At 68.6% G+C, this 25,594-nt stretch carries 21 protein-coding genes and 2 pseudogenes; 13 read left to right on the top strand and 10 right to left on the bottom strand.

All coding sequences use genetic code 11. The features are described 5' to 3' along the window. The first annotated feature begins 620 nt into the window (after positions 1-620). From FRANEAN1_RS22470 to FRANEAN1_RS22440, 7 genes are all read left to right on the top strand, one after another. Entirely contained in the window at positions 621-1,868 is a 1,248-nt protein-coding gene (locus FRANEAN1_RS22470; protein WP_041256357.1) for an ABC transporter substrate-binding protein, read from the top strand. A gap of 65 nt (positions 1,869-1,933) precedes the next feature. After that, positions 1,934-2,860, top strand: coding sequence for a sugar ABC transporter permease (locus FRANEAN1_RS22465; RefSeq protein WP_085950174.1), 927 nt, complete (start codon positions 1,934-1,936; stop codon positions 2,858-2,860). Then, positions 2,860-3,747, top strand: a complete 888-nt coding sequence (locus FRANEAN1_RS22460) for a carbohydrate ABC transporter permease (RefSeq protein ID WP_020462108.1) — start codon at positions 2,860-2,862, stop codon at positions 3,745-3,747. Before FRANEAN1_RS22465 ends, FRANEAN1_RS22460 begins: the two co-directional genes overlap by 1 nt. A gap of 8 nt (positions 3,748-3,755) precedes the next feature. Further along, a complete protein-coding gene (gene ugpC, locus FRANEAN1_RS22455) occupies positions 3,756-4,952 on the top strand; it encodes a sn-glycerol-3-phosphate ABC transporter ATP-binding protein UgpC (RefSeq protein ID WP_020462107.1) in 1,197 nt (398 codons plus the stop codon). Positions 4,953-5,692: 740 nt separating this feature from the next. Then, positions 5,693-6,478: a hypothetical protein gene (locus FRANEAN1_RS22450; RefSeq protein ID WP_020462106.1), complete on the top strand. Its 786-nt coding sequence runs from the start codon at positions 5,693-5,695 to the stop codon at positions 6,476-6,478. Positions 6,479-6,706: 228 nt separating this feature from the next. Beyond that, positions 6,707-7,729 (top strand): aldo/keto reductase, encoded by a 1,023-nt coding sequence (locus tag FRANEAN1_RS22445; RefSeq protein WP_020462105.1) that lies wholly within the window; start codon positions 6,707-6,709, stop codon positions 7,727-7,729. Positions 7,730-8,070: 341 nt separating this feature from the next. Next, positions 8,071-9,312 (top strand): IS256 family transposase, encoded by a 1,242-nt coding sequence (locus FRANEAN1_RS22440; protein ID WP_020460594.1) that lies wholly within the window; start codon positions 8,071-8,073, stop codon positions 9,310-9,312. Positions 9,313-9,335: 23 nt separating this feature from the next. On the opposite strand, the pseudogene FRANEAN1_RS22435 reads toward FRANEAN1_RS22440, so the two are convergent. Then, positions 9,336-10,000 (bottom strand): annotated as a pseudogene (locus FRANEAN1_RS22435) (thiolase family protein); the annotation flags it as partial. A 235-nt stretch (positions 10,001-10,235) separates the two neighbouring features. On the opposite strand from FRANEAN1_RS22435, the gene FRANEAN1_RS22430 reads away from it, so the two are divergent. Together FRANEAN1_RS22430 and FRANEAN1_RS22425 are read left to right on the top strand one after the other, a co-directional pair. Further along, a complete protein-coding gene (locus FRANEAN1_RS22430) occupies positions 10,236-12,068 on the top strand; it encodes a CoA transferase (RefSeq protein ID WP_347176715.1) in 1,833 nt (610 codons plus the stop codon). A 188-nt stretch (positions 12,069-12,256) separates the two neighbouring features. Next, positions 12,257-12,985 (top strand): class I SAM-dependent methyltransferase, encoded by a 729-nt coding sequence (locus FRANEAN1_RS22425; protein ID WP_020462102.1) that lies wholly within the window; start codon positions 12,257-12,259, stop codon positions 12,983-12,985. A 278-nt stretch (positions 12,986-13,263) separates the two neighbouring features. On the opposite strand, the gene FRANEAN1_RS22420 is transcribed toward FRANEAN1_RS22425, so the two are convergent. Then, positions 13,264-15,045, bottom strand: coding sequence for a reverse transcriptase/maturase family protein (locus FRANEAN1_RS22420; protein ID WP_020460531.1), 1,782 nt, complete (start codon positions 15,043-15,045; stop codon positions 13,264-13,266). 206 nt (positions 15,046-15,251) lie between these two features. Between FRANEAN1_RS22420 and FRANEAN1_RS22415 the strand changes: the two genes are divergently transcribed. Further along, entirely contained in the window at positions 15,252-16,640 is a 1,389-nt protein-coding gene (locus tag FRANEAN1_RS22415; RefSeq protein ID WP_020460324.1) for an IS701-like element ISFsp9 family transposase, read from the top strand. 535 nt (positions 16,641-17,175) lie between these two features. On the opposite strand, the gene FRANEAN1_RS22410 is transcribed toward FRANEAN1_RS22415, so the two are convergent. The 3 genes and pseudogenes from FRANEAN1_RS22410 to FRANEAN1_RS22405 all read right to left on the bottom strand — a co-directional run. Then, positions 17,176-18,117: a CaiB/BaiF CoA-transferase family protein gene (locus FRANEAN1_RS22410; RefSeq protein WP_347177248.1), complete on the bottom strand. Its 942-nt coding sequence runs from the start codon at positions 18,115-18,117 to the stop codon at positions 17,176-17,178. Further along, positions 18,114-18,278, bottom strand: coding sequence for a hypothetical protein (locus tag FRANEAN1_RS43930; RefSeq protein ID WP_347176714.1), 165 nt, complete (start codon positions 18,276-18,278; stop codon positions 18,114-18,116). Before FRANEAN1_RS43930 ends, FRANEAN1_RS22410 begins: the two co-directional genes overlap by 4 nt. 96 nt (positions 18,279-18,374) lie before the next feature. Next, a pseudogene (locus tag FRANEAN1_RS22405) lies at positions 18,375-18,867 on the bottom strand (LLM class flavin-dependent oxidoreductase); the annotation flags it as partial. 250 nt (positions 18,868-19,117) lie between these two features. Between FRANEAN1_RS22405 and FRANEAN1_RS41430 the strand changes: the two are divergent. Beyond that, a complete protein-coding gene (locus FRANEAN1_RS41430) occupies positions 19,118-19,705 on the top strand; it encodes a hypothetical protein (protein WP_157472757.1) in 588 nt (195 codons plus the stop codon). Positions 19,706-20,177: 472 nt separating this feature from the next. Here FRANEAN1_RS41430 and FRANEAN1_RS22400 read toward each other — a convergent pair whose 3' ends face one another. Then, positions 20,178-20,747 carry a TetR/AcrR family transcriptional regulator gene (locus FRANEAN1_RS22400; RefSeq protein WP_157472756.1) on the bottom strand — a complete coding sequence of 190 codons (570 nt, stop codon included), beginning with the start codon at positions 20,745-20,747 and terminating at the stop codon, positions 20,178-20,180. A 58-nt stretch (positions 20,748-20,805) separates the two neighbouring features. After that, positions 20,806-21,732, bottom strand: coding sequence for an acyl-CoA dehydrogenase family protein (locus FRANEAN1_RS22395; RefSeq protein ID WP_347176713.1), 927 nt, complete (start codon positions 21,730-21,732; stop codon positions 20,806-20,808). A gap of 81 nt (positions 21,733-21,813) precedes the next feature. On the opposite strand from FRANEAN1_RS22395, the gene FRANEAN1_RS22390 reads away from it, so the two are divergent. Further along, on the top strand, positions 21,814-22,503 hold the full coding sequence (locus FRANEAN1_RS22390) for a GntR family transcriptional regulator (RefSeq protein ID WP_020462098.1): 690 nt from the start codon (positions 21,814-21,816) through the stop codon (positions 22,501-22,503). Between the two features lie 80 nt (positions 22,504-22,583). Here FRANEAN1_RS22390 and FRANEAN1_RS22385 read toward each other — a convergent pair whose 3' ends face one another. Beyond that, positions 22,584-23,261 carry a uracil-DNA glycosylase gene (locus FRANEAN1_RS22385; RefSeq protein WP_020462097.1) on the bottom strand — a complete coding sequence of 226 codons (678 nt, stop codon included), beginning with the start codon at positions 23,259-23,261 and terminating at the stop codon, positions 22,584-22,586. Positions 23,262-23,433: 172 nt separating this feature from the next. Here FRANEAN1_RS22385 and FRANEAN1_RS39405 point away from each other — a divergent pair, with 172 nt between their 5' ends. Next, positions 23,434-23,679, top strand: coding sequence for a hypothetical protein (locus FRANEAN1_RS39405; protein ID WP_020462096.1), 246 nt, complete (start codon positions 23,434-23,436; stop codon positions 23,677-23,679). A 174-nt stretch (positions 23,680-23,853) separates the two neighbouring features. Here the strand turns inward: FRANEAN1_RS39405 and FRANEAN1_RS22375 are convergent, their stop codons facing one another. Further along, entirely contained in the window at positions 23,854-24,285 is a 432-nt protein-coding gene (locus FRANEAN1_RS22375; protein ID WP_020462095.1) for a nuclear transport factor 2 family protein, read from the bottom strand. Positions 24,286-24,326: 41 nt separating this feature from the next. Continuing rightward, the gene (locus FRANEAN1_RS22370) at positions 24,327-25,364 is read right to left on the bottom strand and encodes a zinc-binding dehydrogenase (protein ID WP_020462094.1); all 1,038 of its coding nucleotides are present in this window, start codon (positions 25,362-25,364) and stop codon (positions 24,327-24,329) included. Positions 25,365-25,594 lie beyond the last annotated feature (230 nt).

The raw sequence follows: 25,594 nt of genomic DNA, 5'->3' as shown, positions 1-25,594 counted from the left end.
GATTCCGTCCTGTCCCTGTGGTCACAGGGGTCGGTACTCTCCATCGGCTCGGTCGGCTCCGTGCTGTCGATCGGGTCGATGTCCGGCCGCTGACAGGCATGTCGGCCCGTTCGCCGCGTCCGCTCACCCGGTCTCGGGATCCGCGAGGGCGTCCAGATGTCGGTCCAGATGCCGGCGAGCCCCACGGGTCGAGAGCATCGAGACCGAGATGAAGCTCCCGCGCGATTTACGCAAGGCAGCGGGATATGTGCCTTACGAAATTCTCCCGTGACGGCATGTTTACGTCGTCATGCGCCCGGGAATGGCGGAGCCACCTCCGGTCGGCCGACCGGAGGATGCACGGCCCGGGGACGACGTGGTGCGACTGTCAGCGCGGTAGCCGGACACCCTCCGGCTTTGAACATCTGCTGTCCGCGCGTCGCTTCCGGTGGCGCGATGTGGGGTGGTGAGCACGGCCTATGGGAATCCGACAAGCCCGTCGACCCCGTGAACCTCACGGAGTCGGCCGGCATCTCGGCCACGATCCGGAAACGCCCGGATCCGCCCGCGGCACCCCGAGCCGTGGCATGCTGAGTCGCGGCACTCCGAGAGGCCGGGGCGGCCGGTCCACGGCGGCCGCCGTGGGAGCGCTGGTACTGGCCGCGGTGCTGGCCCTGGGCGCCTGCGGCGGTTCCGGCGACGGAGCTGGCCGCGGCCCGGTGCGGCTGACCTGGTACGTCTACAACGAGTCGTCCGGTTCGTTCGCGAAGGCGGCCGCGGACTGCTCGGCCGCGTCGAACGGCCGGTACACGATCGGCATCAACATGCTGCCGAACGATTCGGACGGGCAGCGCCAGCAGCTGGTGCGGCGGCTCGCCGCCGAGGACTCCTCGATGGACATCCTCGCGCTGGACGTGACCTGGACCGCCGAGTTCGCCGAAGCCGGCTGGATCGTGCCGTTCCCGGCGGCGGAGGCCAGGCGGCTCACCGACGGGATGCTGCCGGCCGCGGTGCGGACCGGCACCTGGGAGAACCAGCTCCACGCCGTGCCGCTGAACACCAACGTCCAGCTCCTGTGGTACCGCAAGGATCTGGTGCCGCGGCCGCCGCGGACCTGGGACGAGATGCTGGCCGACGCCCGGCGGCTGGCCGAGCAGGGCAGGCCGCACTACGTCGAGGTACAGGGTGCCCAGTACGAGGGCTACACCGTGCTGTTCAACTCGTTGGTGGCCTCGGCCGGCGGCCAGATCCTCGACGAGGACGGCACCCAGGTGGTGCTCGGCGCACCCGCGCAGAAGGCCGTCGAGGCGATCCGGGCGCTGGCGCACTCACCGGCCGCCGACCCGTCCTGGTCGAACCAGCGGGAGGACGACAACAGGCTGGCGTTCGAGACAGGTTCGGCCGCCTTCCAGCTGAACTACCCGTTCATCTATCCGTCGGCCCGGCAGAACAACCCGCGGCTGGCCGAGCAGATCGGCTGGGCGCAGTGGCCGACGCTGGTGCCCGGTCAGCCGTCGCACAGCACGATCGGCGGGTACAACCTCGCGATCGGCGCCTACAGCCCGCACCGGGCCGAGGCGGCCGCCGCGATCGAGTGCCTGACCGGCCGGGACAACCAGATCCGCGACGCGATCGACGGCGGGCTCCCGCCGACCATCGAGGATCTCTACACCGACCAGAAGTTCATCGCCGGCGGCTACCCGTTCGCGTCGGCCATCTACACGGCGCTGCAGAATGCCAGCGTGCGGCCGCGGACGCCGGCCTACCAGAGCGTGTCGCTGCAGATCGCGCACACCCTCTCACCGCCGTCCTCGGCGAGTCTCGGCAGGCTCGGGCAGCTGCGCGGGGCGATCGCCGACGCCATCGAGTCGAAGGGACTGGTGCCGTGACCGCGAACGGAGCGGAGCCTGGCGCGCGGCGCCTGTCCGAGCGGCGCGGACAGGCGCGCGGCGACGTGCGCAGTCCGAGCGGGCCGGGGACGCGGCGGACGCGGCGGACGGCTCCGCTTTCGGCGCGGGCACGAGCCGAACGCCGGCTCGGCTGGGCGCTGTGCGCGCCGGCGGTCATCGTCATCCTGGCAGTGACCGGCTATCCCGTCGGGTACGCGGTCTATCTGTCCCTGCACCGCTATGACCTGCGGTTCCCCGCCGACTCCGAGTTCGTCGGGCTGACGAACTACGCGACCGTGCTGACCTCGCCGCTGTGGTGGCAGGCACTCGCGGTGACCGTGATCATCGCGGTCATCTCGGTGACGATTCAGTTCGTGCTCGGGCTGGCGCTCGCGCTGGCGATGCACCGGGCACTGATCGGCCGCGGGCTGATCCGGACGGTGATCCTCATTCCGTACGGGATCGTGACCGTGGTCGCCGCGTTCGGTTGGCGGTACGCGTGGACACCGGACACCGGCTACCTGTCCGGCCTGTTCGGTGACGCCGCCCCACTGACCTCGCAGGTCCAGGGCATCGCCGTGATCGTTCTGGCCGAGGTGTGGAAGACGACGCCGTTCATGGTGCTGCTGCTGCTCGCCGGGCTGGCGCTGGTTCCGGAGGACCTGCTGCGGGCGGCGAAGGTCGACGGGGCCACCGCCTGGCAGCGGCTGACCCGGGTGATCCTGCCGTTGATGAAACCGGCGATCCTGGTCGCGCTGCTGTTCCGGGTGCTGGACGCGTTCCGCATCTTCGACAGCATCTACGTGCTGACCGCCGGGGCGTACGACACCCGGTCGGTGTCGATCCTGGGTTACGACAACCTGTTCACGGCGCTGAACCTGGGTGTCGGCTCCTCGTTGTCGGTTCTCATCTTCCTCGTCGTGGCGCTCGTGGCGTTCGTTTTCGTCAAGGGGTTCGGCGCCGCCGCGCCCGGTGGGGAGGGCCACCGCTGATGACCACCGTCACCTCTGCTCCCGCAGCCGGCCCCGCCACGGCGCCTGCCCGGCGCCCGACGCGGGACCGCACCGCGCTGCTCGGCTGGTCAGCCGCGAACCTCGTCATCGTCGGGATGTCGCTGGTGCCGTTGCTGTGGCTGGTGTCGCTGTCGTTCAAGACCCCGGCCAGCATCACCGACGGCAGCTTCATCCCGCGCGAGTGGACCTTCGAGAACTACCGGGAGATCTTCGGTGAGTCCCTGTTCACCCGGGCACTGCTGAACAGCCTCGGGATCGCGCTCATCTCCACCGCGCTCGCGGTGGTTCTCGGCTCGATGGCCGCCTACGCGATAGCCCGGCTCGCCTTCCCCGGCAAGCGGCTGCTCGTCGGCCTGGCCCTGCTGATCGCCATGTTCCCGCAGATCTCCCTGGTCAGCCCGCTGTTCAACCTGTGGCGCCAGATCGGCATCTTCGACACCTGGCTCGGGCTGATCATCCCGTACCTGACGTTCTCCCTGCCGCTGGCCATCTACACGTTGTCGGCGTTCTTTCGGGAGATCCCCTGGGACCTGGAGAAGGCCGCACAGGTCGACGGAGCCACCCCGCGGCAGGCGTTCCTGCGGGTCATCGCCCCGCTGGCCGCGCCGGGCATGGTGACCACCGCGATCCTGGTGTTCATCTTCTGCTGGAACGACTTCCTGTTCGCCATCTCGCTGACGTCGACGGAGCAGTCGCGGACCGTCCCGGCCGCCATCGCGTTCTTCACCGGCGCGTCGCAGTTCGCCCAGCCGATCGGGTCGATCGCGGCGGCGGCCGTCGTCATCACCATCCCGATCATCATCTTCGTGCTGCTGTTCCAACGTCGGATCGTCGCCGGGCTGACCTCCGGCGCGGTGAAGGGATAGGCCCGCCCATGGCCGACATCGTGCTCGACCACGTCACCAAGCGGTTCCCGGACGGCCGGCTCGCGGTGGACGACGCCAGCCTCTCCATCGCGGACGGCGAGTTCGTCATCCTCGTCGGCCCGTCCGGGTGCGGGAAGTCGACCACCCTGAACATGATCGCCGGCCTGGAGGACATCTCCTCCGGCGAGCTGCGGATCGGCGGCAAGGTGGTCAACGACCTGGCGCCGAAGGACCGCGACATCGCCATGGTGTTCCAGAGCTACGCCCTGTACCCGCACATGTCGGTCCGGAAGAACATGGGCTTCGCCCTGTCGCTGGCGAAACGACCGAAGGAGGAGATCGACCGGTTGGTCGAGGAGGCCGCCCGGGTCCTCGACCTCACCGAGCACCTGGACCGCAAGCCGGCCCAGCTCTCCGGTGGGCAGCGGCAGCGGGTCGCGATGGGCCGCGCGATCGTCCGCTCCCCGAAGGCGTTCCTGATGGACGAGCCGCTGTCCAACCTGGACGCCAAGCTGCGGGTGCAGATGCGCACCGAGGTGTCCCGCATCCAGAACCGACTCGGCACGACCATGGTGTACGTCACCCACGACCAGACCGAGGCGATGACGCTGGGCGACCGGGTGGCGGTGCTGCGGTCCGGGCGGATCCAGCAGGTCGGCACGCCGACCGAGCTGTACGCCCGGCCGGCGACGGTGTTCGTGGCCGGTTTCATCGGCTCACCCGCGATGAACTTCGTGCCGGCGACCCTCGAGGAGGGCGAGCTGCGCACCCCCCTCGGGACGATCGTCCCGGACGAGCGGCAGCGGCGGCTGCTGGAGGGCTGGAACGGGACGGCGGCCGACCGTCGGTCGCTGATCGTCGGGGTGCGGCCCGAGCACTTCGAGGACGCGGCGCTGGAGCCGGCGAAGGACCGCCCGGGACTGCGGTTCACGGTCACGGTGGACGTGCTGGAGCGGCTCGGCTCGGACAGCTTCGCCTACTTCACCCTGGCGGGCGGGCGCGCCCGGACCGCCGACCTGGAGGAGCTGGCCCACGACGCGGGCACGGTCGAGCTGTCCGGCAAGGCGGAACAGGTGGTCGCCCGGCTCGACGCGGCCAGCCGGATCCGGGAGGGCGAGAAGGCCGAGCTGTGGCTGGACGTCCACCAGCTGCACCTGTTCGACCCCGACACCGGCCGCAACCTGGACGCCCCGGCCACGGCATGACGCGGCACGGCATGACCCGGCCGCGCGGTGCCCAGCCCTCGGCACCGACCGGGAACGCTAGGGGAGGTGCCAGTCGACGGGTTGGGCGCCTTGTTCGAGCAGACCCGCGGACGTCGCAAGAGGATTTTCTCCGTACTCAAGATAATCAACAGTGGTGACAGGCGTCGACGAGCTTAATGATCATTAAGGCGCTGTGGATGGAAGATGCGAACTCCGTCTGTCGAGGGACACGCTGCTGCGATCATGGCCCAGCAGGAAAATCAGCCGGGCAACCCTGTTGGTCGGCGAGCCGGCGGGCAAGATCTGCGCGAACAGCCTGCCGGGCGTGCTGCCGCCTGGCGCCGAGTTGCGGGTGGTCTCCCCGGGTGGCGCAGAGACGATCTACCGTTCGACCACGGTCGGTGAATCTGGCTCACCATCGCCGGAGCGGCACTCCACCAAGAGCTCGTCGATGATGGCCACGGGCCACGGCCCTGGCGCGCGGGGCGCCGGGCCCTGCCGCAGCTGTGCAACAGACCTGAGGCGCTGATGCCCCGCCGTCAAGGGTGGCATCACGAAAAATCGCCGGGAGCCATCCAGTCAAATTCCTGTGGATAATCTTCCGGGTTCATCATCTGTCCCACGAATGACATCTTCAGCATTGGCGCTTGGCTGTATTCCTCCGGCATCGTGTTACCTGTTGATGGCGGCGGATATTGCCGTTCGTGTAACGGCTTGGGTGAATCTTGTGGAGGTAGGTAATGGGCGGCACGTGGAGGGGCTGGAACGTACGCCGGTCGGTGCGTGGCGGGATCGTCGCATCGGCGTTGGCGGTCGTGGTTGCGGGATGTCAGGAGGGCGTCATCCCGGTCGACCCCGCAGCGTCGCCGCCCGCGGCGACCGGGCCGGGGACGACCGGGCCGGCGGCCCCGCCCACGCAGGCCACCGTCGCGCCGGCGAGGATCCTGCGCGCGGGGGACTATGTGCTCACGGCGGGCGAGGAGACCTCGGGCTTCGAAAGCTCGGGCGGCGCTGGCGACGAGAACAGCGACAGCAGCGCGATTCGGGCCCAGGTCGCCGCATGCGTCGGAGTCCCCGACTACAATCCGTCGCCGCCATCGGACGAGACGACGGGCGACACTTTCACCAACACTGAGGAATCTGATTTCCAGGCAATCAGCCGGGCGAAGATTCTTTCTGAGAGCCAGATTCGCCAGAACGCCGAGATCGTGACCAGTCCTGGTTTTGGTGACTGCTACCGCACGGCGTTGGAGGACCAGCTGGCGGGCGAGGACGAGAACGGCTTCACCTACGAGATCGTCGCGGTCGAGACACCGCCCCCGCCGCGGGGGGCCACCGCGCTGGTCCGCACCTCGATGGGCATCACGGACGAGTACGGCACCTACGGTTACGTCTTCGACACGATCTATTTCTATGTCGGTCAGGTGGCCGTCGAGCTCGACGTCACCAACATCCAGGACGTCCCGCCGCCGGTCATCGAACAGGGCCTCATCGACCAGATCGCCGACAAGTTGACCGACCAGTAGCCACCGGGCCGCCGCACAACCGGTCGGGACAGGGGCCCCGGCCAAGGACGACTGCCTCGTCGTCGGCGCCCCAGGGGCAGGTACGGGGCCGCTTTCCCGCTTCGCCGCCTCCGCGCGCTGGCGCGCTTCCGGCCGAACATCGCCATCTGCCCACGCGCCCCCTCCAGTACGCAACAGCCTGATGTAGGGATTGCGCCAGGTTGCTCACCCCGCACATGCTTACCGCACATGGACTACCGCGTACTTGGCCGCACCGGCGTGCGGGTCTCCCCGCTCTGCCTGGGTGCGATGATGTTCGGGACCTGGGGCAACCAGGACCATGACGACTCAATAAAGATCATTCACAGGGCGTTGGACGCCGGCGTCAACTTCGTCGACACCGCGGATGTCTACTCCGCCGGCGAGTCCGAGGAGATCGTCGGTAAGGCGCTGGCCGGCCGCCGCGACGACGTCGTGCTCGCAACCAAGCTGTACATGCCGATGGGACCGGGGCCCAACCGGCGCGGCCTGTCACGGCGCTGGATCGTCACCGAGGTGGAGAACAGCCTGCGGCGGCTCGGCACCGACTGGATCGACCTCTATCAGGTGCATCGTCCCGACCCGTCGACCGACATCGACGAGACGCTCGGCGCGCTCACCGACCTCGTCCGGGCCGGCAAGATCCGCTACTTCGGCAGCTCGACGTTCCCGGCGCACGAGGTGGTCGAGGCACAGTGGGTGGCCGAGCGCCGCAACCGCGAGCGGTTCGTCACCGAGCAGCCGCCGTACTCGCTGCTCGTCCGTGGGATCGAGGCCGACCTGCTGCCCGTGGCGCAGAAGTACGGACTCGGGGTGCTGCCGTGGAGCCCGCTGGCCGGCGGCTTCCTGTCCGGGCGCCACACCCGCGACGGCGGCGAGGTCACGAGCACCCGGATGTCCCGGGTGCCGAACCGGTTCGATCTGTCCGTGCCCGCGAACCAGCGCAAGGTCGAGGCCGCGATCGCGTTCGCCGACCTCGCCGCCGAGGTGGGCGTCACGCTGATCGAGCTGGCGCTGGCGTTCGTGCTGCGCCACCCGGCGGTGACGTCGGCGATCATCGGCCCGCGCACGATGGAGCACCTGGAAAGCCAGCTCACCGGCGGCGCCGTCACCCTGGACGAGGCGACGCTGGACCGGATCGACGAGATCGTCCCGCCTGGCGTCAACGTCAACCCGGAGGACGCCGGGTATGTCCCGCCGTCCCTGGCCCAGCCCGCGCTCCGCCGGCGCTGACCCTCACGTTCGTTCGCGGCGTCCAGAGGTCCGGGATGTTTCCAGGTCTCTGGACGCCGCGGAGTAGGGGAGAGCCGCTACTGCAACGGCACCTGTGTGTCGGTGACAGGTGACGGTCCGCGGCGACGGCTACCCGGGGATCGGGCCGCTCAGCCGGCCGCCTTCTCCAGGACGTGCACGCCGCAGGCACTGCCGAGTCCGATGACGTGAGTGGAGTCCACTGACGTGGTGTACGGATCGTGATCGTCGAGCGACTCGCCGGAGTGGCGGTCCGTGACGTAGAGCGACCACCGCGTGATCCTTTTCGAGAAACGTGCGAAGCAACTCGATGAGGAGACGCGATGGCCGCGCGCCAGACTGTGACGGATGTGGACTCGTTCAGCAAGGAGCTGATGACGGCGAGTCCGGATCTGTTGGGCTCGATGGTGAAGGCGTTCGCGGAGGCGTTGATGGGCGCCGAGGTGGACGGGATCTGCAACGCGGAATATGGGGAGATTTCCCCCGAGCGGGTGAACCGGCGGAACGGGTATCGGGCGCGGGAGTGGGACACCCGTGCCGGGACGATCGAGCTGGCGGTGCCGAAGCTGCGGCAGGGATCGTATTTTCCGGAATGGCTGCTGACTCGGCGCCGGCGTGCCGAGCAGGCACTGATCTCGGTGGTCGCCACCTCCTATCTGCTGGGGGTGTCGACCAGGCGGGTCGACAAACTCGTTGAACAACTCGGGGTAGCGCATATCTCGAAATCGCAGGTATCGGTACTGGCGAAGCATCTCGACACCCAGGTCGAGGCGTTCCGGTCCCGGCCGTTGGACGCCGGTCCGTACCGGTTCGTCCAGGCGGACGCGTTGACGATGAAGGTCCGTGAGGACGGCCGTGTGATCAATGTGCACTGCCTGCTTGCCGTGGGGGTCAACGGTGACGGGCACCGGGAGATCCTCGGCCTCGACGTTGTGAGCAGCGAGGACGGTGCCGGCTGGCTGGCGTTCTTCCGCGGCCTGGTCGCCCGAGGCCTGTCCGGGGTGCGGCTGGTGACCTCCGATGCCCACCGGGGACTGGTCAACGCGATCGGCTCCACACTGCCCGGTGCGTCGTGGCAGAGATGTCGGACTCATTACCTTCGGGACTTGCTCACGATGACACCAAAATCATCGCAGCCGTGGGTCGCCACGCTCGTGAGAACTGTCTTCGACCAGGCCGACGCCAATGAGGTCGGCGGGCAGTTCGACCGGGTCACCGAAGCCCTCTCCGAGAAACTCCCGAAGGCCGCCGACCATCTCTCCGGCGCAAAAGCCGACCTACTCGCGTTCACGACCTACCCGCGGGAGGTCTGGCGGCAGATCTGGTCGTCGAACCCGCAGGAACGACTGAACAAGGAAATCCGCCGCCGTACCGACGTCGTCGGTATCTTCCCCGACCGTGACGCCATCATACGTCTCGTCGGCGCGGTCCTCGCGGAACAACACGACGAGTGGATCGAGACCCACCGCTACTTCGGCCTCGAAATCCTCGCGAAAGTCGACGCCACGAACAAGAAATCCGACACACCTGAGATCGGCGTGACACCCGAAGCTCTGACCGCATAACCTTCAACCAGGATCACGCGGCATCACGCTCCGTACACCACCACCCTGGGCATGACCATGACGTGGGCGAGCCCGACGCGCGCGCCCTCGATCTGCCGGTCCCCGGCCTCAGCGCGCAGGTGCTGGCAGATCTCCCAGATGTTGGCGATGCCGGTCGCGGCGATCGGATGCCCCTTGGACTCCAGCCCTCCGCTGACGTTGACGTTGACCGGTGTCCGGCCGTCCCGCCAGGTCGCCCCGGAGTTGAAGAAGTCGACCGCGCCGCCCTGCTCGCACAGCATCAGGTTGTCGTAGTGCACCAGTTCGGCGGTGGCGAAGCAGTCGTGCAGCTCGACGAGGTCCAGCTCGTCCGGACCGATGCCGGCCTGCTCGTAGGCCCGTGTCGCGGCCTGCCGGGTGAGGGTGTTGACGTCCGGGAGGACCTGGCAGGCGTCCTGCCAGGGGTCGCTGGTGAGCACCGAGGCGCTGATCTTCACCGCGCGCCGGCGCTGCTCCGGGGAGAGCGTCCGTAGCTTGCGGTCGCTGACGGCGACCACCGCGGCGGCGCCGTCGCAGTTCGCCGAGCACATCGGACGGGTGTCTCGAAGCTGGCGCCTCCGTGGCGGTGGCCGTACTCCAGGCCGATCTGCGCGAACACGCCCGGCATCGAGTCCTTGCCCACCCTGCCCTCAAGCGGCGTGACCGCCCCGACCGCCCGGTGGCCACCAACGAGCGGCTCGTCTACTGCTCGCTCCCGGGGTTCGCCGGCGACGATCCCAAGGCCTCGCTCGCCGCGTGGGAAGGCATCGTCCAGACCGCCGTCGCCGGTTACCGTCCGCTGCGGGAGCACTGGGATCCCTCGGGCCGCCGGCGGGTGGGAGGTACGGGACCCGACGGCGCCGCTGTTCACCCCGATCACGACGGCGTCCAACTTCGGTGCCCTGATGGGGGCCGTGTCGGTCGTCATGGCACTGATCGCGCGGGAACGCTCGGGCCGGGGACAGCGGATCGAGATCCCGCTCGCGGAGGCGTTCGCCGAGGCCTACAGCACCATGCTGGGGATGCGGGTGTACGAGAACCCGCTGATGGGTGACAGCCACCTGCTGCGTGACCTCACCTACCAGTGCGCCGACGGCGGGATCATCGACCTCTCGCCGTACTCCAAGTTCGTCATCCCCCTCCTCGCGGCGGCGGGGGTGGCCGAGGAGTGGGAGCGCCTGGGCCTCATCGACGTCGCGGCCCGCGACTTCTCGCTGGAGCGTCGCGACCAGGCCATGGCGATGTTCGCGGACCTGGTCCGCAGCCGGCCGGCGTCCTGGTGGGACGAGGTGGCGGCCAGGGCGCGGATGCCGGTGCCGATGGTCCGGACGCCCGCCGAGTGGGTCGCCACCGAGCAGGCGGTGCGGTCCGGGACCGTCCTGACGCTCGACGACCCGCTGGCCGGCCCGACCATGATGCCCGGCCGCGGCTTCGACCTGTCCCGGCCGCCCGCCCCGCCACCTGCCCGACCAGGACCGCGACGCGCTGCTCGCCGAGCTGCGCGGCGCGCCCGCCCGCGTCGGCCACCCGGCCCTGCCGGTGGGTTCGGCGGGTTCGGGTGCCGCGGGTGTTGCGGTGCCGCGGTGGATCTCCCGCTCAGCGGCTTCACCGCGCTGGACGTCAGCAGCGCGCCGGGGTCCCGGCTCACCGCCGAGCTGATCCGGCGCTCGGACGCGCTGGTCACCAACTTCACGCCGATGTCGCAGGCCCGGTACGGCATCGACTACGAGCGTGTCGGCGCGCTGAACCCCGACCTGGTGCACTGCTCCATCACCGCCTATGGCCTGAGTGGCCCGTGGGCGCACCGCCGGGGCTACGAGAACCAGTGCAACGCGGCCACGGGCATGAGCTGGCGGTACGGGTACCGCTTCGGCTGGACGCTCTACCAGCCGACACCGATCAACGACGCCGGCACCGGCATTCTCGGCGCCTACGCCGTGGCCGTCGCTCTCTTCGCCCGGCTGAAGGGTGGGGGCGGGCAGCAGGTGGGCGCGTCGCTCGCCCAGGCGTCGACGTTCCACCAGGCCCCGTACCTCGTCGCGGAGGCGCGGGGGAGTACGGCGGCGCGGGGGAGTGCGGACGGGCCGGACGCGCTGCGCAACGAGTACGGCAGCAGCGCGCTGAACCGCTTCTACCAGGCGCGGGACGGCTGGTTCTTCCTGGCCGCTCGGCCGGGGGAGCTGGCAGCCCTCCTGCGCGTGGCCGGTCTCGACGATCGGACGAGTCCCGGCGATTGGGACGGTGCCGCTGACAGGCACGGTGCCGGTGATCGGGACGGTACTGACGATCGGGCCGGTCGCGCTGGCCAGGACCGCGCCGAGAGCTGGCCGGACCCGGGCGGCCTGTTGGCCCGCGACCTGGAGGCGCGCTTCGCGCAGCGGCAGGCCGCCTCCTGGATCGAGCGGCTGGCGTCCGCCGGCATCGCCGCGCACGTGGTCGTCTCCATCGACCAGGCGGTCGACTACCTGCACCGCCGGGGCGTGGTCTACTTCGAGCGCGGCCTGGGCGGGACCGACGTGCCCAAGCCGGGCATCGGCCGGTGGCTGTCGGAGACCCCGCCGGTGGTGGGCACGAACCCCGGGCCGATCGGCTCCCAGGCCGTCGAGATCCTCGCTGGCCTCGGGCTGACCGAGCCCGAGATGAAGGAGCTGGCCGAGGCGAACGTCCTCTGCCTTGCCGGACGGGCTGCCGGAGCTGCGCAGACTCACCTGACCGAGGGAGGTGTCTGTTTCGTTTGAACTTTGCGAAGAGGTAGGCCGCTCGCCCGAGGCTCGTGTGGTATGCGCGAACAGCAGACAGGGAATTTTTTGGGCCTACCTCTGCGGATTCGACGGTGCCGGAAGTCCGGACTGTCTGGAGCCGTGCTGAGACAGCGGTGGCCGATATTTCGGTCGCCGGAGTCCTCGACTACGGGTACGGTCGCCTGGTGCCCGATGAGATCTTCGCTCATCCCCGCCTTGCGCCCATCTATGACGCTCTCGATAGAGGCCGCGATGATTTGACGGCCTACCTAGAAATCGTCGATGAGCTAGGCGCTGACCGTGTCCTTGACGTCGGTTGCGGGACGGGATGCCTGGCGATCTTGATGGCTGAGAGTGGTCGTGCGGTCGTGGGTGTCGACCCGGCCGAAGCATCGCTTGAGGTCGCGAAGTCGAAGGATCGAGCCGGAAAGATCACCTGGTTGCATGGCGATGCCACGACTGTACCGACGACCAATATTGATCTCGCGGTGATGGCGGGGAATGTAGCGCAAGTTTTTCTCACTGATGACGAGTGGATCCGGACTCTCCAGGCCATCCGGGCCGCACTTCGCCCAGATGGCTACCTCGTTTTCGAAACAAGGCGCCCTGAACGTCGGGCTTGGGATGAATGGGCTGCTGGTCCTGGTCAGGTCATCGTCGACATTCCAGAGGTCGGAGTGGTGGAGCGGCGCTTTGAGGTTACCGACGTGAGCCTTCCGTTCGTCTCTTTCCGCTATGTATACAGGTTCCTGAAGGACGGATCGGTCGTCACCTCGGACTCGACCCTTCGGTTTCGCGGCAGGGAGGAAGTGGAGACGAGCCTGGTCGCTCATGGCTATCGAGTGCTGGACGTGCGAGAAGCCCCTGATCGCCCAGGTCGCGAGTTCGTGTTTATCGCACAGCGCGCGACCTGATCGCGACGTGGCTCCCGGGGCCGACCGCGGGAACCACGTCGCCGGGCGCGCGCCAGCGGCAGCGTGACGCCCTGCAGGATGCCGGCGTAGACCACGGTCCCGCGGGGCCGGGCCAGCTCGATGGCGCGGTGCAGGGCGCTCTCGCTGCCGCCGGTCTCGATCACCACGTCGATGGGTCGGCCGCGCAGCGAGGTGCCAGCCCGAGGGCTGGTCCTTTTCCGCGCGGCCTCCCGCCGAACCGGACGTGATGGTTTCCCGATCATCCGGCTCTCCGGTGACTACTGCGTGAGCGGTGTGGCGGGCCGCCCCTTGTGGATCTGGCCGTGGCAGGTAGCGCAGACCACGAGTGTCTTGCGTCTGCGGTTTGCCATGGCTGTGACCCACGGGGGCGGCAGAGGGCCGGGTGCCGCGAGGTCTTTGAGCGCGCGGACGTGGTGAACTTCAACGTTGCCCGTGCGCTGGCAGACTTCGCAGATATCCGCGAGGAGCCTGGTGAGGAGTTCCTTGTGCGGATAGTCCACCCGGGTCGGCTGACGGTCAGAGACCGTCGCTGTTTTCTGCCGGCGGAGTGGGATGTCACCGAACCGTGCGACCAGTGGTTTTCTGCTGTCGCGTTCGATGCGTGCCTCGAAGCAGGTGCGTGGCCCGTGCGGTGTCTGGATTTTGGCCTTGTGTTTGGCTGCCATCTTCGACACCGACGAGCGGTGCTTGCCTGCCAGGGTCTTGAGCATGGATGTCTCCATGACCCAGCGCAGCCGGTGAAGTCGGTGGACGTCTCCGGCCAGCAGGTAGTACTGGACGATGCCCCGGTAGATGGCCCCGTAGGTGGCGACGATGGTGTAGTCGTTACCGTTGGTCAGGGCCTTCTGCTTAGCGGGTTTTCCGCGGTGCAGGTAGGGGACACTTTTAGCTTTGATCACATCGCGTGGCACCCGTAGCGCGACCTGCCCGTTGACCGATCGACGGCGCCGGGTGGTCTTGCTGCTGTTGTGCTGGACAGTGATCTCGTAGCCGAGGAAACGGGCCGCGCCGGTACGGGCGTGGGTTATCAGCGTCTTGTCGGCGGACAGTTCCAACTTGAGGTCGTCACGCAGGAACTCCGCCAGCCGCTGTCTGATTTCCTCGGCTTCGGCCTTCGGTCCGGTGAACCCGAGTAGATGGTCATCCGCATATCTGCAGTAACGCAGCCGCCGATATCCCGGATCATCGGGATCGGAGCTGGGCAGGCTGACCATTCGCCGTCGTAGTATCCGGGCTTGGCCCCGGTCACCACGTCGGCGTGCCTTGGCCAGCTCGTTCTGCAGAACGAGGTAAGCAGGGTTACGCGCCCTGCGGCCCCCTCGGGTGTACTCCGGAATCAGAATCTTCTCGACGAACTCGTCCAGCTTGTGCAGGTAGATCGAGGACAGGATCGGCGAGGCCACGCCCCCTTGGGGAGCCCCCGACAGAGTCGCCCCCCACCTCCAGTCCTCCAGGTATCCGGCTCGTAGCATGTTACGCACCAGCCTCAGGAACCGGTTATCGCGGACCCTCTCCGACAGGATTCCGATCATCAGGTCGTGATTGAGAGACCCGAAACAGTCGGTGATGTCTCCTTCGATGAACCAGGCTGTTCCGGTCCAGGTGTTGGCTATCTCCCGCAGAGCGGTGTGGCAGCCTCGCCGTGGCCGGAACCCGTGGGACCGGTCGGAGAACGTCGGTTCGTAGTAGGCCTCCAGGAGCAGGCGTACAACTTCCCCGACGAGCTTGTCCGACCAGGTCGGTAGCCCCAACGGGCGGGTCTTCCCATTCTTTTTCGGGATGTGGACTCGCCGGACGGGGTGGAATCGGTAGCGTTCGTGGCGCATCGCATCGATGATGCGACCGATCCTCTCCTGGGACATGCCGTCCACGGTTTCCTGTGTGACTCCGGGTGTCATCGCACCATGGTTGGTGTAGATACGCCCGTAGGCCAGCAGATACATCTGTGGGTTGAACAGTTGCCGGTACAGTTCGTCGCACGGCAGCCCTCGTTTGCCGCGTTCACGCAGGACACCCAGCACCGTTGCGGCGCTCTGCATTACGCATACCTCCCGAGTCTTGGGTGTCCGATCACCTGGCCCCCTTCGCCCTGTAGTACTACAGCCCCAGTGGTCGCCGTGTGGTCTCTCGTCGCGGATACGGCGTGGCGTGTGGCGTGGGGCGGCCACCGCGTGATTCTCCGTAGTCTGTGAGAACAAAAGAAGAAGCCGCGGTGGCCGCGGCACGTAGCGTATCCGGGATGAACGTGGCGGTGTGGGAGGCGGGGCTGGAGGAGCTGTTCGGCCGGGTGGCGGACTGTTTCCGGTCTGATCAGCCGCGTGCGCAGGCACGGGCCTATGTGGCAGGGTTGTTGTCTCGGACGGAACGGAAGAACGGGTGGACGCTTGCGGAGTTCACCCGTGAGGCCGGGCCGCAGAAGATGCAGCGGTTGTTGAACGAGTATGCCTGGGACGCCCACGCGATGCGTGACGTCGTCCAGTCGTATGTGGTGGAGAACCTGACCGAGCCGGATGGGGTCCTGGTTGTGGACGAGACCGGGTTTATCAAGAAGGGAAAGTCCTCGGCCGGGGTGCAGCGGCAGTATAGCGGTACCGCGGGCCGGATTGAGAACTGTCAGATCGGGGTGTTCGCCGCCTATGTTTCCGGGAAGGGACGGGCTTTCGTCGACCGGGAGCTGTACCTTCCCGCGAGTTGGACCGACGACCGGGCGCGGTGCAAGGCGGCGGGTGTGCCGGCCAGGGTGGGGTTCGCGACCAAGCCGCTGCTGGCACTGGACATGATCCGCCGGTTCTGGGTGACCCACCGGCAGTTGGGCTGGGTCGCCGGCGATGAGGTGTACGGCGGCGACCCCGAACTACGCGACTGGCTGGAAGAACACCGGGTCGGCTATGTTCTGGCTGTCAAGAAGGACACCGAGGTGACCACGACCGTCGGTCGCCGCCGTGTGGACACCCTCGCCGCGAAGGTCCCCGCGCGTGCCTGGGAGACATATTCCTGCGCCGATGGCTCGAAAGGACCCCGGTTGTATGACTGGGCGCTGGTGGACACGACCGACCTCGCCGGCCCGGCGAATCGGCCTCAGCAGGTCCTGATCCGCCGCGCACGCACCGGCAAAAGGGAGCTTGCGTTCTTTCTCACCCACAGTCCGCGGCCGGTTCCGCTCGCTACCCTCGTCACCGTCGCAGGCCGGCGCTGGGGAATCGAGGAATGTTTCCAGTCAGCCAAGAACGAGGTCGGTCTCGACCATTACCAGGTTCGGCTCTACCGCGCCTGGTACCGGCACATCACCCTGGCGATGCTCGCCCACGCCTGGCTCGCTGTCACCGCGCTGAGAAACCGCGAACAAAACCCACCGGCCGTCCCACCAGCGACGACCGCGGTGGGATACCAGCGCCTTCCCGGCGGCCTCCCGATCGCCGAGCAGCCGGAACCGGATAGAGCCATGATGGCCCCACTCACCCTCAACGAGATCCGTCACGTCATTGCCCTTTTTGGACAGGCCGCCATCCCATCGGCCGTGATCACCTGGTGGTCGGACTGGCGTCGCAGCCACCAGGCACGCGCCCGCCATTACCACTTCCAGACCCGGATCCGCGCCGCTCAAGTAACCGCCACACCGGCGGCAGCTACATAGAGATCACTGGGGCTGTAGTAGTAGGCGGCTTTCCCGCCCTCCCTGGCCGGTCGTGACTCCGGCGACTACTACGAGGCCTCCGTCGCCATAGGGCTCGCGCCCCGGTAGGCGATCCCGCGTTCGTCTCTGTTGTACGTGACAGCGTGACGTAGGCGTCCCACTTATCTCCTTGAACACCCTCGCTGGGTGTCGCCCCGCACTCCGGAGGTTGCATCGGCCACCTTGGACTCCGACGCAGAGCACGGCACCGGTTTCAATGGTCTTTCCGGTGGATGGGAACTTGCATCGACTGGAGATTGGGATTCAGGCAATCAAGCTTTCGCCGTATCACGCGGGCCCACCCGGCGCACCGTCCCTGACCACTGGACCCGGCCGCCGGGAATCATGGCATGCTGTTGTCCCCTTCACCTTTCGGATCCAGGTCAGCCATCCGGCCCAGGAACCTCCCTCCAAGTCCCTCCCGGCTCAGCCGGGGATACAACAGAGCGCCTCGCGGCGCACATAGTCCGTTCCGGGCGCCACCGCACCGAGGCGTTCACGGGCCTCGTACTGATGCGGACGCGCTCAGCCCGGCCTCCTCCAGCACCGCGCGCGTGTGCTGGCCCACCGGCGGCGGGGGGTAGCTCTCGGTCGGCGGCCGCTCGCCGTCGGCGTCGCGCAGGCGGACCGGGGAGCGCGGGACGGTCAGGCCGCCCACGTTCTGCAGCAGGCCACGGGCGGCGACGTGCGGATCGCCCGGCAGGTCCGTCCCGCGGTTCACCCGCACCACGCTCGCGCCGAGGGGGCCGAGCTTCGCCACCCAGTCCTCGGCCCGCGCCGCCCGGAACTTCGCGGCGAGCTGCCCGGTCACCGCGTCCGGGTCGTCCCACCGGTGCAGCGTGGGCGCGAGGTCCGCCAGCCCGAGCGCCGTACACAGTGCCGCCCAGGGGCGCGGCTCCGCGGCGGTCACGGCGATCCAGGTGCCCTCCGCGCACTCGTAGAGGCGCCGGTCCGGGCCGGCGGGAATGCTCCGCGGACCGGTGTCGATGATCCCGTCGGCGGAGGACAGCAGCCAGGTCGCCGACTCGGAGAGGCTGATGTCGAGCTGGCTGCCCCGGCCGGTACGGTCCCGCTCCCGCAGCGCGGAGAGGATGCCGACGCTCGCCATGAGAGCGCCGACGGGGATGGGGAGGATCAGCTGCGGCTGCCAGGGCAGGCCCGGCTCCAGCGCCGTCAGCAGTCCCGAGTGGGCCGCGAATGACAGGTCGTGGCCGGACCACTGCGCGTACGGCCCGTCCTGGCCGTAGCCCGTGATCGAGCACCAGACGAGCCCGGGTGCCCGCGCCGCCGCGTCGGCGTACCCGAAGCCCCGCTCGGCCATGGCGCCGGGCCGCTCGTTCTCGACGAGCACGTCCGCGTATGCGGCCAGGCGTCCGAGCACCTCCAGCCCGCGGGGGTGCCGGAGGTCGAGGGCGATCGACCGCTTGCCGCGGTTCAGCCCGATCGGGCCGTCGAACAGCCGGCCCTTCGGCGACTCGACCCGGATGACGTCCGCGCCCGGTCGGCGAGCAGGACGGTGCAGAAGCCGCCGGGTGGCAGCCGGGTGAGATCCAGCACCGTGACCCCGGTCAGGGGCAGCTTCGGATCAGGAGCAGCCATCGGTCCCTCCTGGGGCTGGTTCGTAGGGCTGGTTCGGGTCGTGAGGGATGGTGGACCCGGCGGCCGCGGGGCCCGGCGACGGGCGGCGGGACCGCCTCAGGCGAACCTCGGCAGAACCTCGCGCTCGAACAGCCGCAGGCTCGACCAGGCCAGGTCGATCGGCATGCCCCCGCAGAGCGGGTGGAAGTTCGCGAACAGGGTCCGGGACGCCCGCAGCTCGGTCACGAGCTGATCGGGCGTCACGACGCGGAACTGCCCGCTCGCCCGCAGCTAGTCGACGTCGGCGACCGAGCGGTAGGGAGCCGAGACGTCGGCCTGCGCCTGCCAGGCGCCGTACGTGTTCATCTGGTGCAGGAACGTAGGGCGCCATCTGCTGCCAGCCCTTGTCCGGGTCCTCCGCGAGCATGGTCGTCCGGGTGGCGCCGATCGGGCTCGGGCCCGGGTCCGGACGCCCGAGCCGTTAGACCTCGTCCCGGTAGAACTCCCACACCCGCAGGTCCGAGGGGATGAAGCCGTCGGCGATGCGGGCGGCCCGCCGCGCGGCGGGCTCGCTGCTGCCCCCGAGCGAGATCCAGGGGCCGCTGGGCCGCTGGGATAGGAGACCCACTGGAACCCGTCGAAGTGCTGGTAGCGGGCGTTCGGGTCCTCGTTCCACTCGGCTCCGTGCCGGGCGTAGGTCCCGCCGAGGTGGACCGCGACGCGGACGCCGGCCTCGTTGACCCGCGACCAGAACGGGTCGAAGTACGGGTCGAACGCGGGGAGCGGCCCCAGGCCGGGCCGGGCTGCAGGTCGACCAGCTGGGCGCCGCGGTCGAGGGTCCGCTCGAGCTCGGCGACCGCGTGGTCGATCTCGAACAACTGGATGGGAATGCTTCCCTCCATGGCGGGAAGCTCATTGATGTCGACGCCGCCGTGGCCACCATCGGGCTGCGAGTGGACGCCGAGGGTCCGCCTCTCGTGGTCGAGTTCCTCGTCTTCATCGCGCTCTTCCTCGGTGAGCATCCGGGGCTCGCCGGGCAGCCAGGCGCGCTCGATCATCTCAGTGGAGAGGTATCGCGACGTGGCGTCGGACGGAGCGTACAGATGATGATCGGCGTCGAATATGCCATAGGAGAGGATCTGCTCAAGATCTGCGATGTAGATACCGCGCGATCCGAGCTGAGGGGTCTCAGTCAACGGGCCCTCCACGAGTTCATCATGATCGGAAGATTTAAACTCAGTCTAACTCCTGGAGATGTCGGCACGCTACCCTCTCCGTCGCGCCCCACTTGCTACCCAGCGGCAGGTCGAACGCGTAGACTCCACCCGTACGCCGGACTGCCCGGTGCCATCCGAGCAGCGGTCAGGAACGCTCCCGTGCACACTGGCATCCCGTTATCGATGGCCATCGGGAGCGGGCCCGGCGGTTCGTCGGGTAAGGTCTGGTGACGGCGTTGTCTGACCCGTTGGCAGCCGCCGTGCGGCCGCGGTGGGCAGACGAACTCGCCGCGATTCATCCGGATGCGGTGGCGTTATCCGCGGCGGCGGGCGGCGGCAGGCGCCTCTCGTGGCCGAGCCTGGCGGAACGCGGCCATCTCGTCGCTGTGGGACTCGACGGTCCCGGCGTCCGTCCGGGTGATGTCGTATGTGTGAATCTCCCGACCGCGCGGCGCGTGTCCCGCGGGTGGGTGAGCTCTACCGGTGGGCTACCGCTACATCGCCGACCGCCGGACGGACATGATCGCGACCGGGCGCGCGCACGTCTACGTCCAGATATGCGAGATCGAGAGGTCCAGGCGACGTTCGAGGTCGCCGACGATCTCGGTCGGCCGGAGTCGGGCAGGATCGGACCCGGGCCCTGGTCGGGGCCAGGAGGACCGGTCCACCTCGGCCCGGCGGCCGTGCACCGGAAGGCCCCGGATCAGTCCGGAAGGTTGACGTCGGGGTGCAGCCCGGCCGTCACGATCGCCGCCCGGAGGTGCAGTGCCTGATTCAGCTTCGGCAGCCGTCCGTGAGACCACTCCATGATGCAGTCCACGACCAGCGCCTCGAGAATCTGCGCCATCTCGGATGGGTCTACCCGCTGGGTCACCTCGCCTTCCTCCTGGGCTTTGGTGAACAGCTTCTCGAAGGCTTCCGAGAAGGCCGGCCCGCTGTAGGAGGCGTGGATCCGGTGCGGCCTCCGGAACTCGGCGAGTGCGCGGCTGACGGCCGCCGGGGGAGTGCCCTTGATGTTGCGCGCAACGGCGTTCAGCACAGTGCGCAGCGAGTCGTCGAGACTGCGGTCTGAACGGACGCAGCGGTTCGCCGACTCGTTCAGGACGGTGGCTGTCTCGGCGCCCATCTCAAGCAGAATGTCTTCTTTGTGCGCAAAGTGGAAGTAGAAGGTTCCCTTTGTGACACCGGCCGCCTGGCAGATCTCCTCGACCCGTGTGTCCTCGATACCGGTCTCGAATCCGCGCTCGGTCCACAAATGCAGCGCGGCGCGCACCAGGCGATGCCGGGTCTCCCGGGATCGCTCCTGTAGAAGGCCCGCTCGCCGGCGCGGCTCATTCGAAGTGCTCACCGTGCGGAGTATAACGGTACGACCAGGACCGGTGGTTCCCCCGCTCGCCCGGGGCCGACCCGTCGCACGGGTCGGCCCGCCCGTGCGACGGGTCACATAACGTGTTTTCAAGCCACCGCCGCGCGTTATGCAGAACCTCACTGAACGGCTTGCCGCGGTCGAAGCTCGGCTCCCGTGGCAGGCCGAGAACCCGCTCGCTGATCGCGTTGCGCTGCATCTCGTTGGAACCGCCGGCGATCGACCAGACCCGACTGTTCAGATAATCCAGCGCGGCGCGGCGCCCGTCGTCCCCACGCCAGACAAGAGGCATCCCCTGCCCGATTTCCATGACGAGGCGGGCGCGCAGCGGGTCGTGCACGCCCGCCGCGAGCTTCCAGTAGGAGGCGATGCCGGCCGCGGGCTTGTCGCTGGAGCGCAGGAGTCCGGTGATGCGCCGGCCCAGCTCTCCCCGGGCCCAGTCCACGGTGTGGATCCGGGCGATCGCCTGACGGGCGACCGGATCGCCGGCCCGGGCGGCCGCCCAGGCCAGCTCCAGCAGGAACGGACCGATCTCCGCGGCCTGCGCGGGCGGCATGTTGAGCGGGTCGTCGCGGCCCGCGCCGCGCTCCACGAGCAGCATGGTCTGGGCGACGGTCCAGCCCTGGTCCACCTCGCCGATCACCTCGTCGGCGCTCACCCGGACCTCGTCGAGGAACTCCTGGCAGAACTCGGCGTCCCCGGTGATCTCCCGGATGGGCTGGATGGTGACGCCCTCGGCCCGCAGGGGGACCGCGAACCAGGTGAGGCCGCGGTGCTTGGGCGCGTCCCAGTTCGTCCGGGTCAGACACATCCCATAGTCGGCGTAGGAGGCGCCGCTGGTCCAGATCTTCGATCCGGTATCCCGCGGTGTCGTGACGGGGGATGCGGACATGACGGGCGAACGCCCGCGCCGAGGGCGCCTGCCCCGGACGGCCACGTGAGCCTCCCGTGACGACACGGGACGCCGACCCGAGTGCGATCCCGTCTGCTCGCCTCAGGTCGGCGGCGCTACGGCAACCTCAAGGACGAAGCGGCCGACTTCATCCGGGAGGCGATCGTCTCCCGTGCGCTGCCGCCACTCAGCAAGATCGATCAGGACGAGGTCGCCGACGCGCTCGGGATCAGCCGGGCCCCGGTCCGCGAGGCCCTCATCGAACTCGCGCAGAAGGGCTTTGTGGACGCCGTGCCCCGGCGCGGCGCGTTCGTCGCCGAGGTGACCGTCGAGGACATCGAGGACCACTACGAGGTCGTCGCGCTGGTGTCCGGGATGACGACACGGCGTGCGGTCCGCAAGCTCACGCCGCTGGAGACCGAGGAACTGGCGCGACTGCACCGTGAGATCGCCACGACCGAGGACGAGGCCCGCCGCAGGAGCCTCGACCGCCGGTTCTTCCAGATCATCGCCACCGCCGGAAAGTCACCACGGCTCGACGCGATCCTGGAGTTCCTCGGCGGCGTGCTCCAGGGCAGCCTCTACTACGACTCCCCGGCCTGGGTGGACAACGAGGCCCGGTACCGCGAGCTGTTGCTGGCCGAGATCCGGGCGGGCGACGTCGTGACGGCGGCGCGGACCAGCGAGGAGCACGTGCGCTCCTGCGCTGCTGTCACCGTGGAGCACCTGCGGACCCGCGGCTACTGGACGACCCCCCCAGCCGCGCCCTGAAGCCAGGCTGTGTCGTGGCATGACGCGGTACGGCGTGACGTGGCTGTGTGATGTCCGGTCTTCGGTGCCGGGCGGGAATGTCAGGGAAGGTGCCAGTCGACGGGTTGGGCGCCTTGTTCGAGGAGGTGGTTGTTGGCGCGGCTGAACGGTCGGGAGCCGAAGAAGCCGCGGTCCGCGGAGCGGGGCGATGGGTGGGCGGACTCGATTGTCGGGGCGGGGGAGAGGAAGGGGCGCAGGCTGCGTGCGTCGGCGCCCCAGAGGATCGCGACCAGCGGGGTGCCGCGGGCGGCCAGGGCGCGGATCGCCTGCTCGGTGACTTCCTCCCAGCCCTTGCCTCGGTGTGCGCCGGGCTGGCGCGGTGCCGTGGTGAGCACCCTGTTCAGCAGCAGTACCCCTTGGCGGGTCCACGGTGTGAGGTCGCCGTTCGTGGGCCTGGGCACGCTGAGATCCGCGCACAGCTCCTGGAAGATGTTCTCCAGGCTGCCCGGGAGCCGGCGTACCTCGGGCGCGACCGCGAAGCTGTACCCGATGGCCATGCCCGGGGTCGGGTAGGGATCCTGGCCGACGATGAGTACGCGGACGTCGTCGAAGGGTTGCTGGAAGGCTCGCAGCACGTGCTGGCCCGCCGGTAGGTAGCTGCGTCCCGCCGCGATCTCCGCGCGCAGGAAGTCACCCATGGCGGCGATGCGATCGGCCATCGGCTCGAGGGCCTTCGCCCAGCCCGGCTCGAGGATGTCCCGCAGGGGTTGTGCCGGCATGGCTGATCACCCTACCGGGGGTCCTGCGAACAGCCGCGGGGCCTGCCCGTCGGCCCACCGGGATACGGGGAAGTCCTGACGCTGGTAGCCGGCTGCAGGTCGTCGACGATACGAACGAGCCGATCAACGTGAGCCGAGTCAGACATCAGAGCCCTGCTGGAATGATGTGGACATGCGTCCCAGCTCTGGTTCACGGTGGTCGATCGGTTCTCAGGATTCCGTCCTGTGCCTGTGGTCGCAGGGGTCGGTGCTCTCCATCGGCTCGGTCGGTTCCGTGCTGTCGATCGGGTCGATCGGGTCGGCCGCGTCCATCCTCAGCGTGGGGTCCTTCGCCAGTGTCGGCTCGGCGCTGAGCGCCGCCTCTCGCTGGTCGCTGCTGTCCTGGCGAGCCCGTCGAGCCTCGATGTCCGCCCGCTGACCAGTGGTCGGCACACCGGTAGTGGCCGCCGCGGGGGAGCGACCCCGGTAGGCGAACACTGACCGGTGGGCTTCGATGGGTCAGCAGGAGTGAACCGCCCCGGGTTCTTCAGGGACCGGGCGGTTCGGAGATCCTCTCCACCTTCATGTTTCGTCAACGGCGCGGAGGCTGACGTCAGGGTGTGGGTGCCCCTGGATGGTTCACGAACCACAGGTTCTCCTCGACGAGCCGCTCGCTTTTCCATCCCTGCGGCGTGCGCACCATGTCGTGGTGGTAGTAGCCGCCGCAGTAGCTCAGCTCGGTCATCCCCGGCAGCAGCATCGGGTTGTAGAACATCGCCCGGACCTTCGCCCTGTCGCCGTCGAGGTCGATCTCCACGTTGCTGATGAAGTGCTGCGTCCACGGCACCTTGCCCAGTCCCGCCTCGAGCCAGGCGGCGACCTCGTCACGCGAGCCGACGGCCGACGTCACCGAGCTGTAGTCGAGGAACGCGTCAGGGGTGAACAGCGTCCGGAAAAGATCCCAGTCCCTCGAGTCGCAGCTTCGGGCGTACCGGGTGAGCACCTCGTTGATCTCGATCTTGTCGGATAACGTCTGCAGGTCCATCGGGGACTTCCTCTCACTGCCGGCTTTCACTGGCGAACTGTTCACGAGACGTGCAGCGACACCCGCACCGCGTCACGGCCGGGGACACGGCGATCCAGCAGCGCGAAGGCGTCTTCGAAGCGATCGAGCGGGAAGGTCTCGCCGGCCAGCGCGGCGGTCGGCACCTGGCCGTCGTTGATGAGCGCGACCGCGCGGGCCGCGTCGAGTCCGGCCCCGGGACCGATGGTGATCCCCCGGAACAGGAGCGAGTTGCTGTCCAGGCCGTTCACCGGCTCGTCCTTCAGCCCGGCGATGACGATGTGGCCGCCCCTGCCGACAAGCTCCATCGCGGTGTTGACCGTCACCGAGCTCCCGGACGCCGCGTCGATCACGACGTCGGCCATGCGTCCACCGGTGATGTCGGCGAGGCGCTGCGCGGCGTTCTCCGTCTGGACGTCGATCACGTGGTCAGCGCCCACCTGCAGGGCGCAGTCGAGCCGGGACCGGTCCTGCGAGAGGCCGGTGACCACGATCGTGCCAGCGCCCGCGGCGCGGGCCGCGACGACGGTGGCCAGGCCCATGTGGCCGGGTCCCTCGATGACGACGGTGTGATCGTCCTTGACCGGGTGGACCCACGTGACCGCGCAGGACAACGCCTCGAAGATCGTGAGCTCCGCCGCGGGAAGGTCCTCCCGGAGGCGGTAGACCGCGGATCCCGGCAGGATCTCCATGTAGTCGGCATAACCGCCGTAGAGACCGGAGCCCTCCTTCACCGAGAAGTCGATCCCGTAGGCGCGGGTGCCGCCTTCGGGGGTGATGACGATCGTGCGGACGGCGACCCGGTCTCCTTCCGCGACGCCCCATTCCTCGGCTGCCCGCGCGTCGATCTTCTCGATCCGGCCGACGACCTCATGGCCTGGAACCACGGGGAACGCCCCGCCTCTCGGGGTGCGACCGATGCCGTGGAACTGGTCGACGTCGCCGTGACACAAGCCCGTCGCCTCCACCCGCAGCACCGCGCCACCCGGCTGGGGATCAGGCACCGGCAGGTCGCGCTCCTCCCAGGTCCGGTCACCGTTGAAAACAATCGCACGACCCATGCCTGCGCTCCCTTGCTCCGGAGCCGAAACTCGCCGGTGTTATCGGCGGCACGAGGCGTGGGACACCCGGGCCGCCTCCGCCGTGACCTCGCGTTGGCACCAGGACCCTACGCCTAGAACGGCACTCAGTACCACCCTGGACATCAAGAACCAGTTGTGGTTCGAGGTACCGTGGCGGTGCGGGGTGCCGGGTTCGACTCGATGGCCACGTCCGCGCTCCCGGTGAGCGG

Source organism: Parafrankia sp. EAN1pec (assembly GCF_000018005.1).
GTDB lineage: Bacteria > Actinomycetota > Actinomycetes > Frankiales > Frankiaceae > Parafrankia > Parafrankia soli.
This window is presented reverse-complemented; position numbering and strand designations above follow the sequence as displayed.

Excerpts from the sequence above, each read along its gene's own strand:
- FRANEAN1_RS22445 (WP_020462105.1), top strand. The coding sequence starts at position 6,707 with ATGGACTACCGCGTACTTGGCCGCACCGGCGTGCGGGTCTCCCCGCTC.
- FRANEAN1_RS22375 (WP_020462095.1), bottom strand. The coding sequence starts at position 24,285 with ATGGACCTGCAGACGTTATCCGACAAGATCGAGATCAACGAGGTGCTC.
- FRANEAN1_RS39405 (WP_020462096.1), top strand. The coding sequence starts at position 23,434 with ATGCGTCCCAGCTCTGGTTCACGGTGGTCGATCGGTTCTCAGGATTCC.
- FRANEAN1_RS43930 (WP_347176714.1), bottom strand. The coding sequence starts at position 18,278 with ATGGCTGCTCCTGATCCGAAGCTGCCCCTGACCGGGGTCACGGTGCTG.
- FRANEAN1_RS22440 (WP_020460594.1), top strand. The coding sequence starts at position 8,071 with ATGGCCGCGCGCCAGACTGTGACGGATGTGGACTCGTTCAGCAAGGAG.
- FRANEAN1_RS22370 (WP_020462094.1), bottom strand. The coding sequence starts at position 25,364 with ATGGGTCGTGCGATTGTTTTCAACGGTGACCGGACCTGGGAGGAGCGC.
- ugpC (WP_020462107.1), top strand. The coding sequence starts at position 3,756 with ATGGCCGACATCGTGCTCGACCACGTCACCAAGCGGTTCCCGGACGGC.
- FRANEAN1_RS22395 (WP_347176713.1), bottom strand. The coding sequence starts at position 21,732 with ATGTCCGCATCCCCCGTCACGACACCGCGGGATACCGGATCGAAGATC.
- FRANEAN1_RS22460 (WP_020462108.1), top strand. The coding sequence starts at position 2,860 with ATGACCACCGTCACCTCTGCTCCCGCAGCCGGCCCCGCCACGGCGCCT.
- FRANEAN1_RS22450 (WP_020462106.1), top strand. The coding sequence starts at position 5,693 with ATGGGCGGCACGTGGAGGGGCTGGAACGTACGCCGGTCGGTGCGTGGC.
- FRANEAN1_RS22420 (WP_020460531.1), bottom strand. The coding sequence starts at position 15,045 with ATGCAGAGCGCCGCAACGGTGCTGGGTGTCCTGCGTGAACGCGGCAAA.
- FRANEAN1_RS22385 (WP_020462097.1), bottom strand. The coding sequence starts at position 23,261 with ATGCCGGCACAACCCCTGCGGGACATCCTCGAGCCGGGCTGGGCGAAG.
- FRANEAN1_RS22430 (WP_347176715.1), top strand. The coding sequence starts at position 10,236 with ATGGGGGCCGTGTCGGTCGTCATGGCACTGATCGCGCGGGAACGCTCG.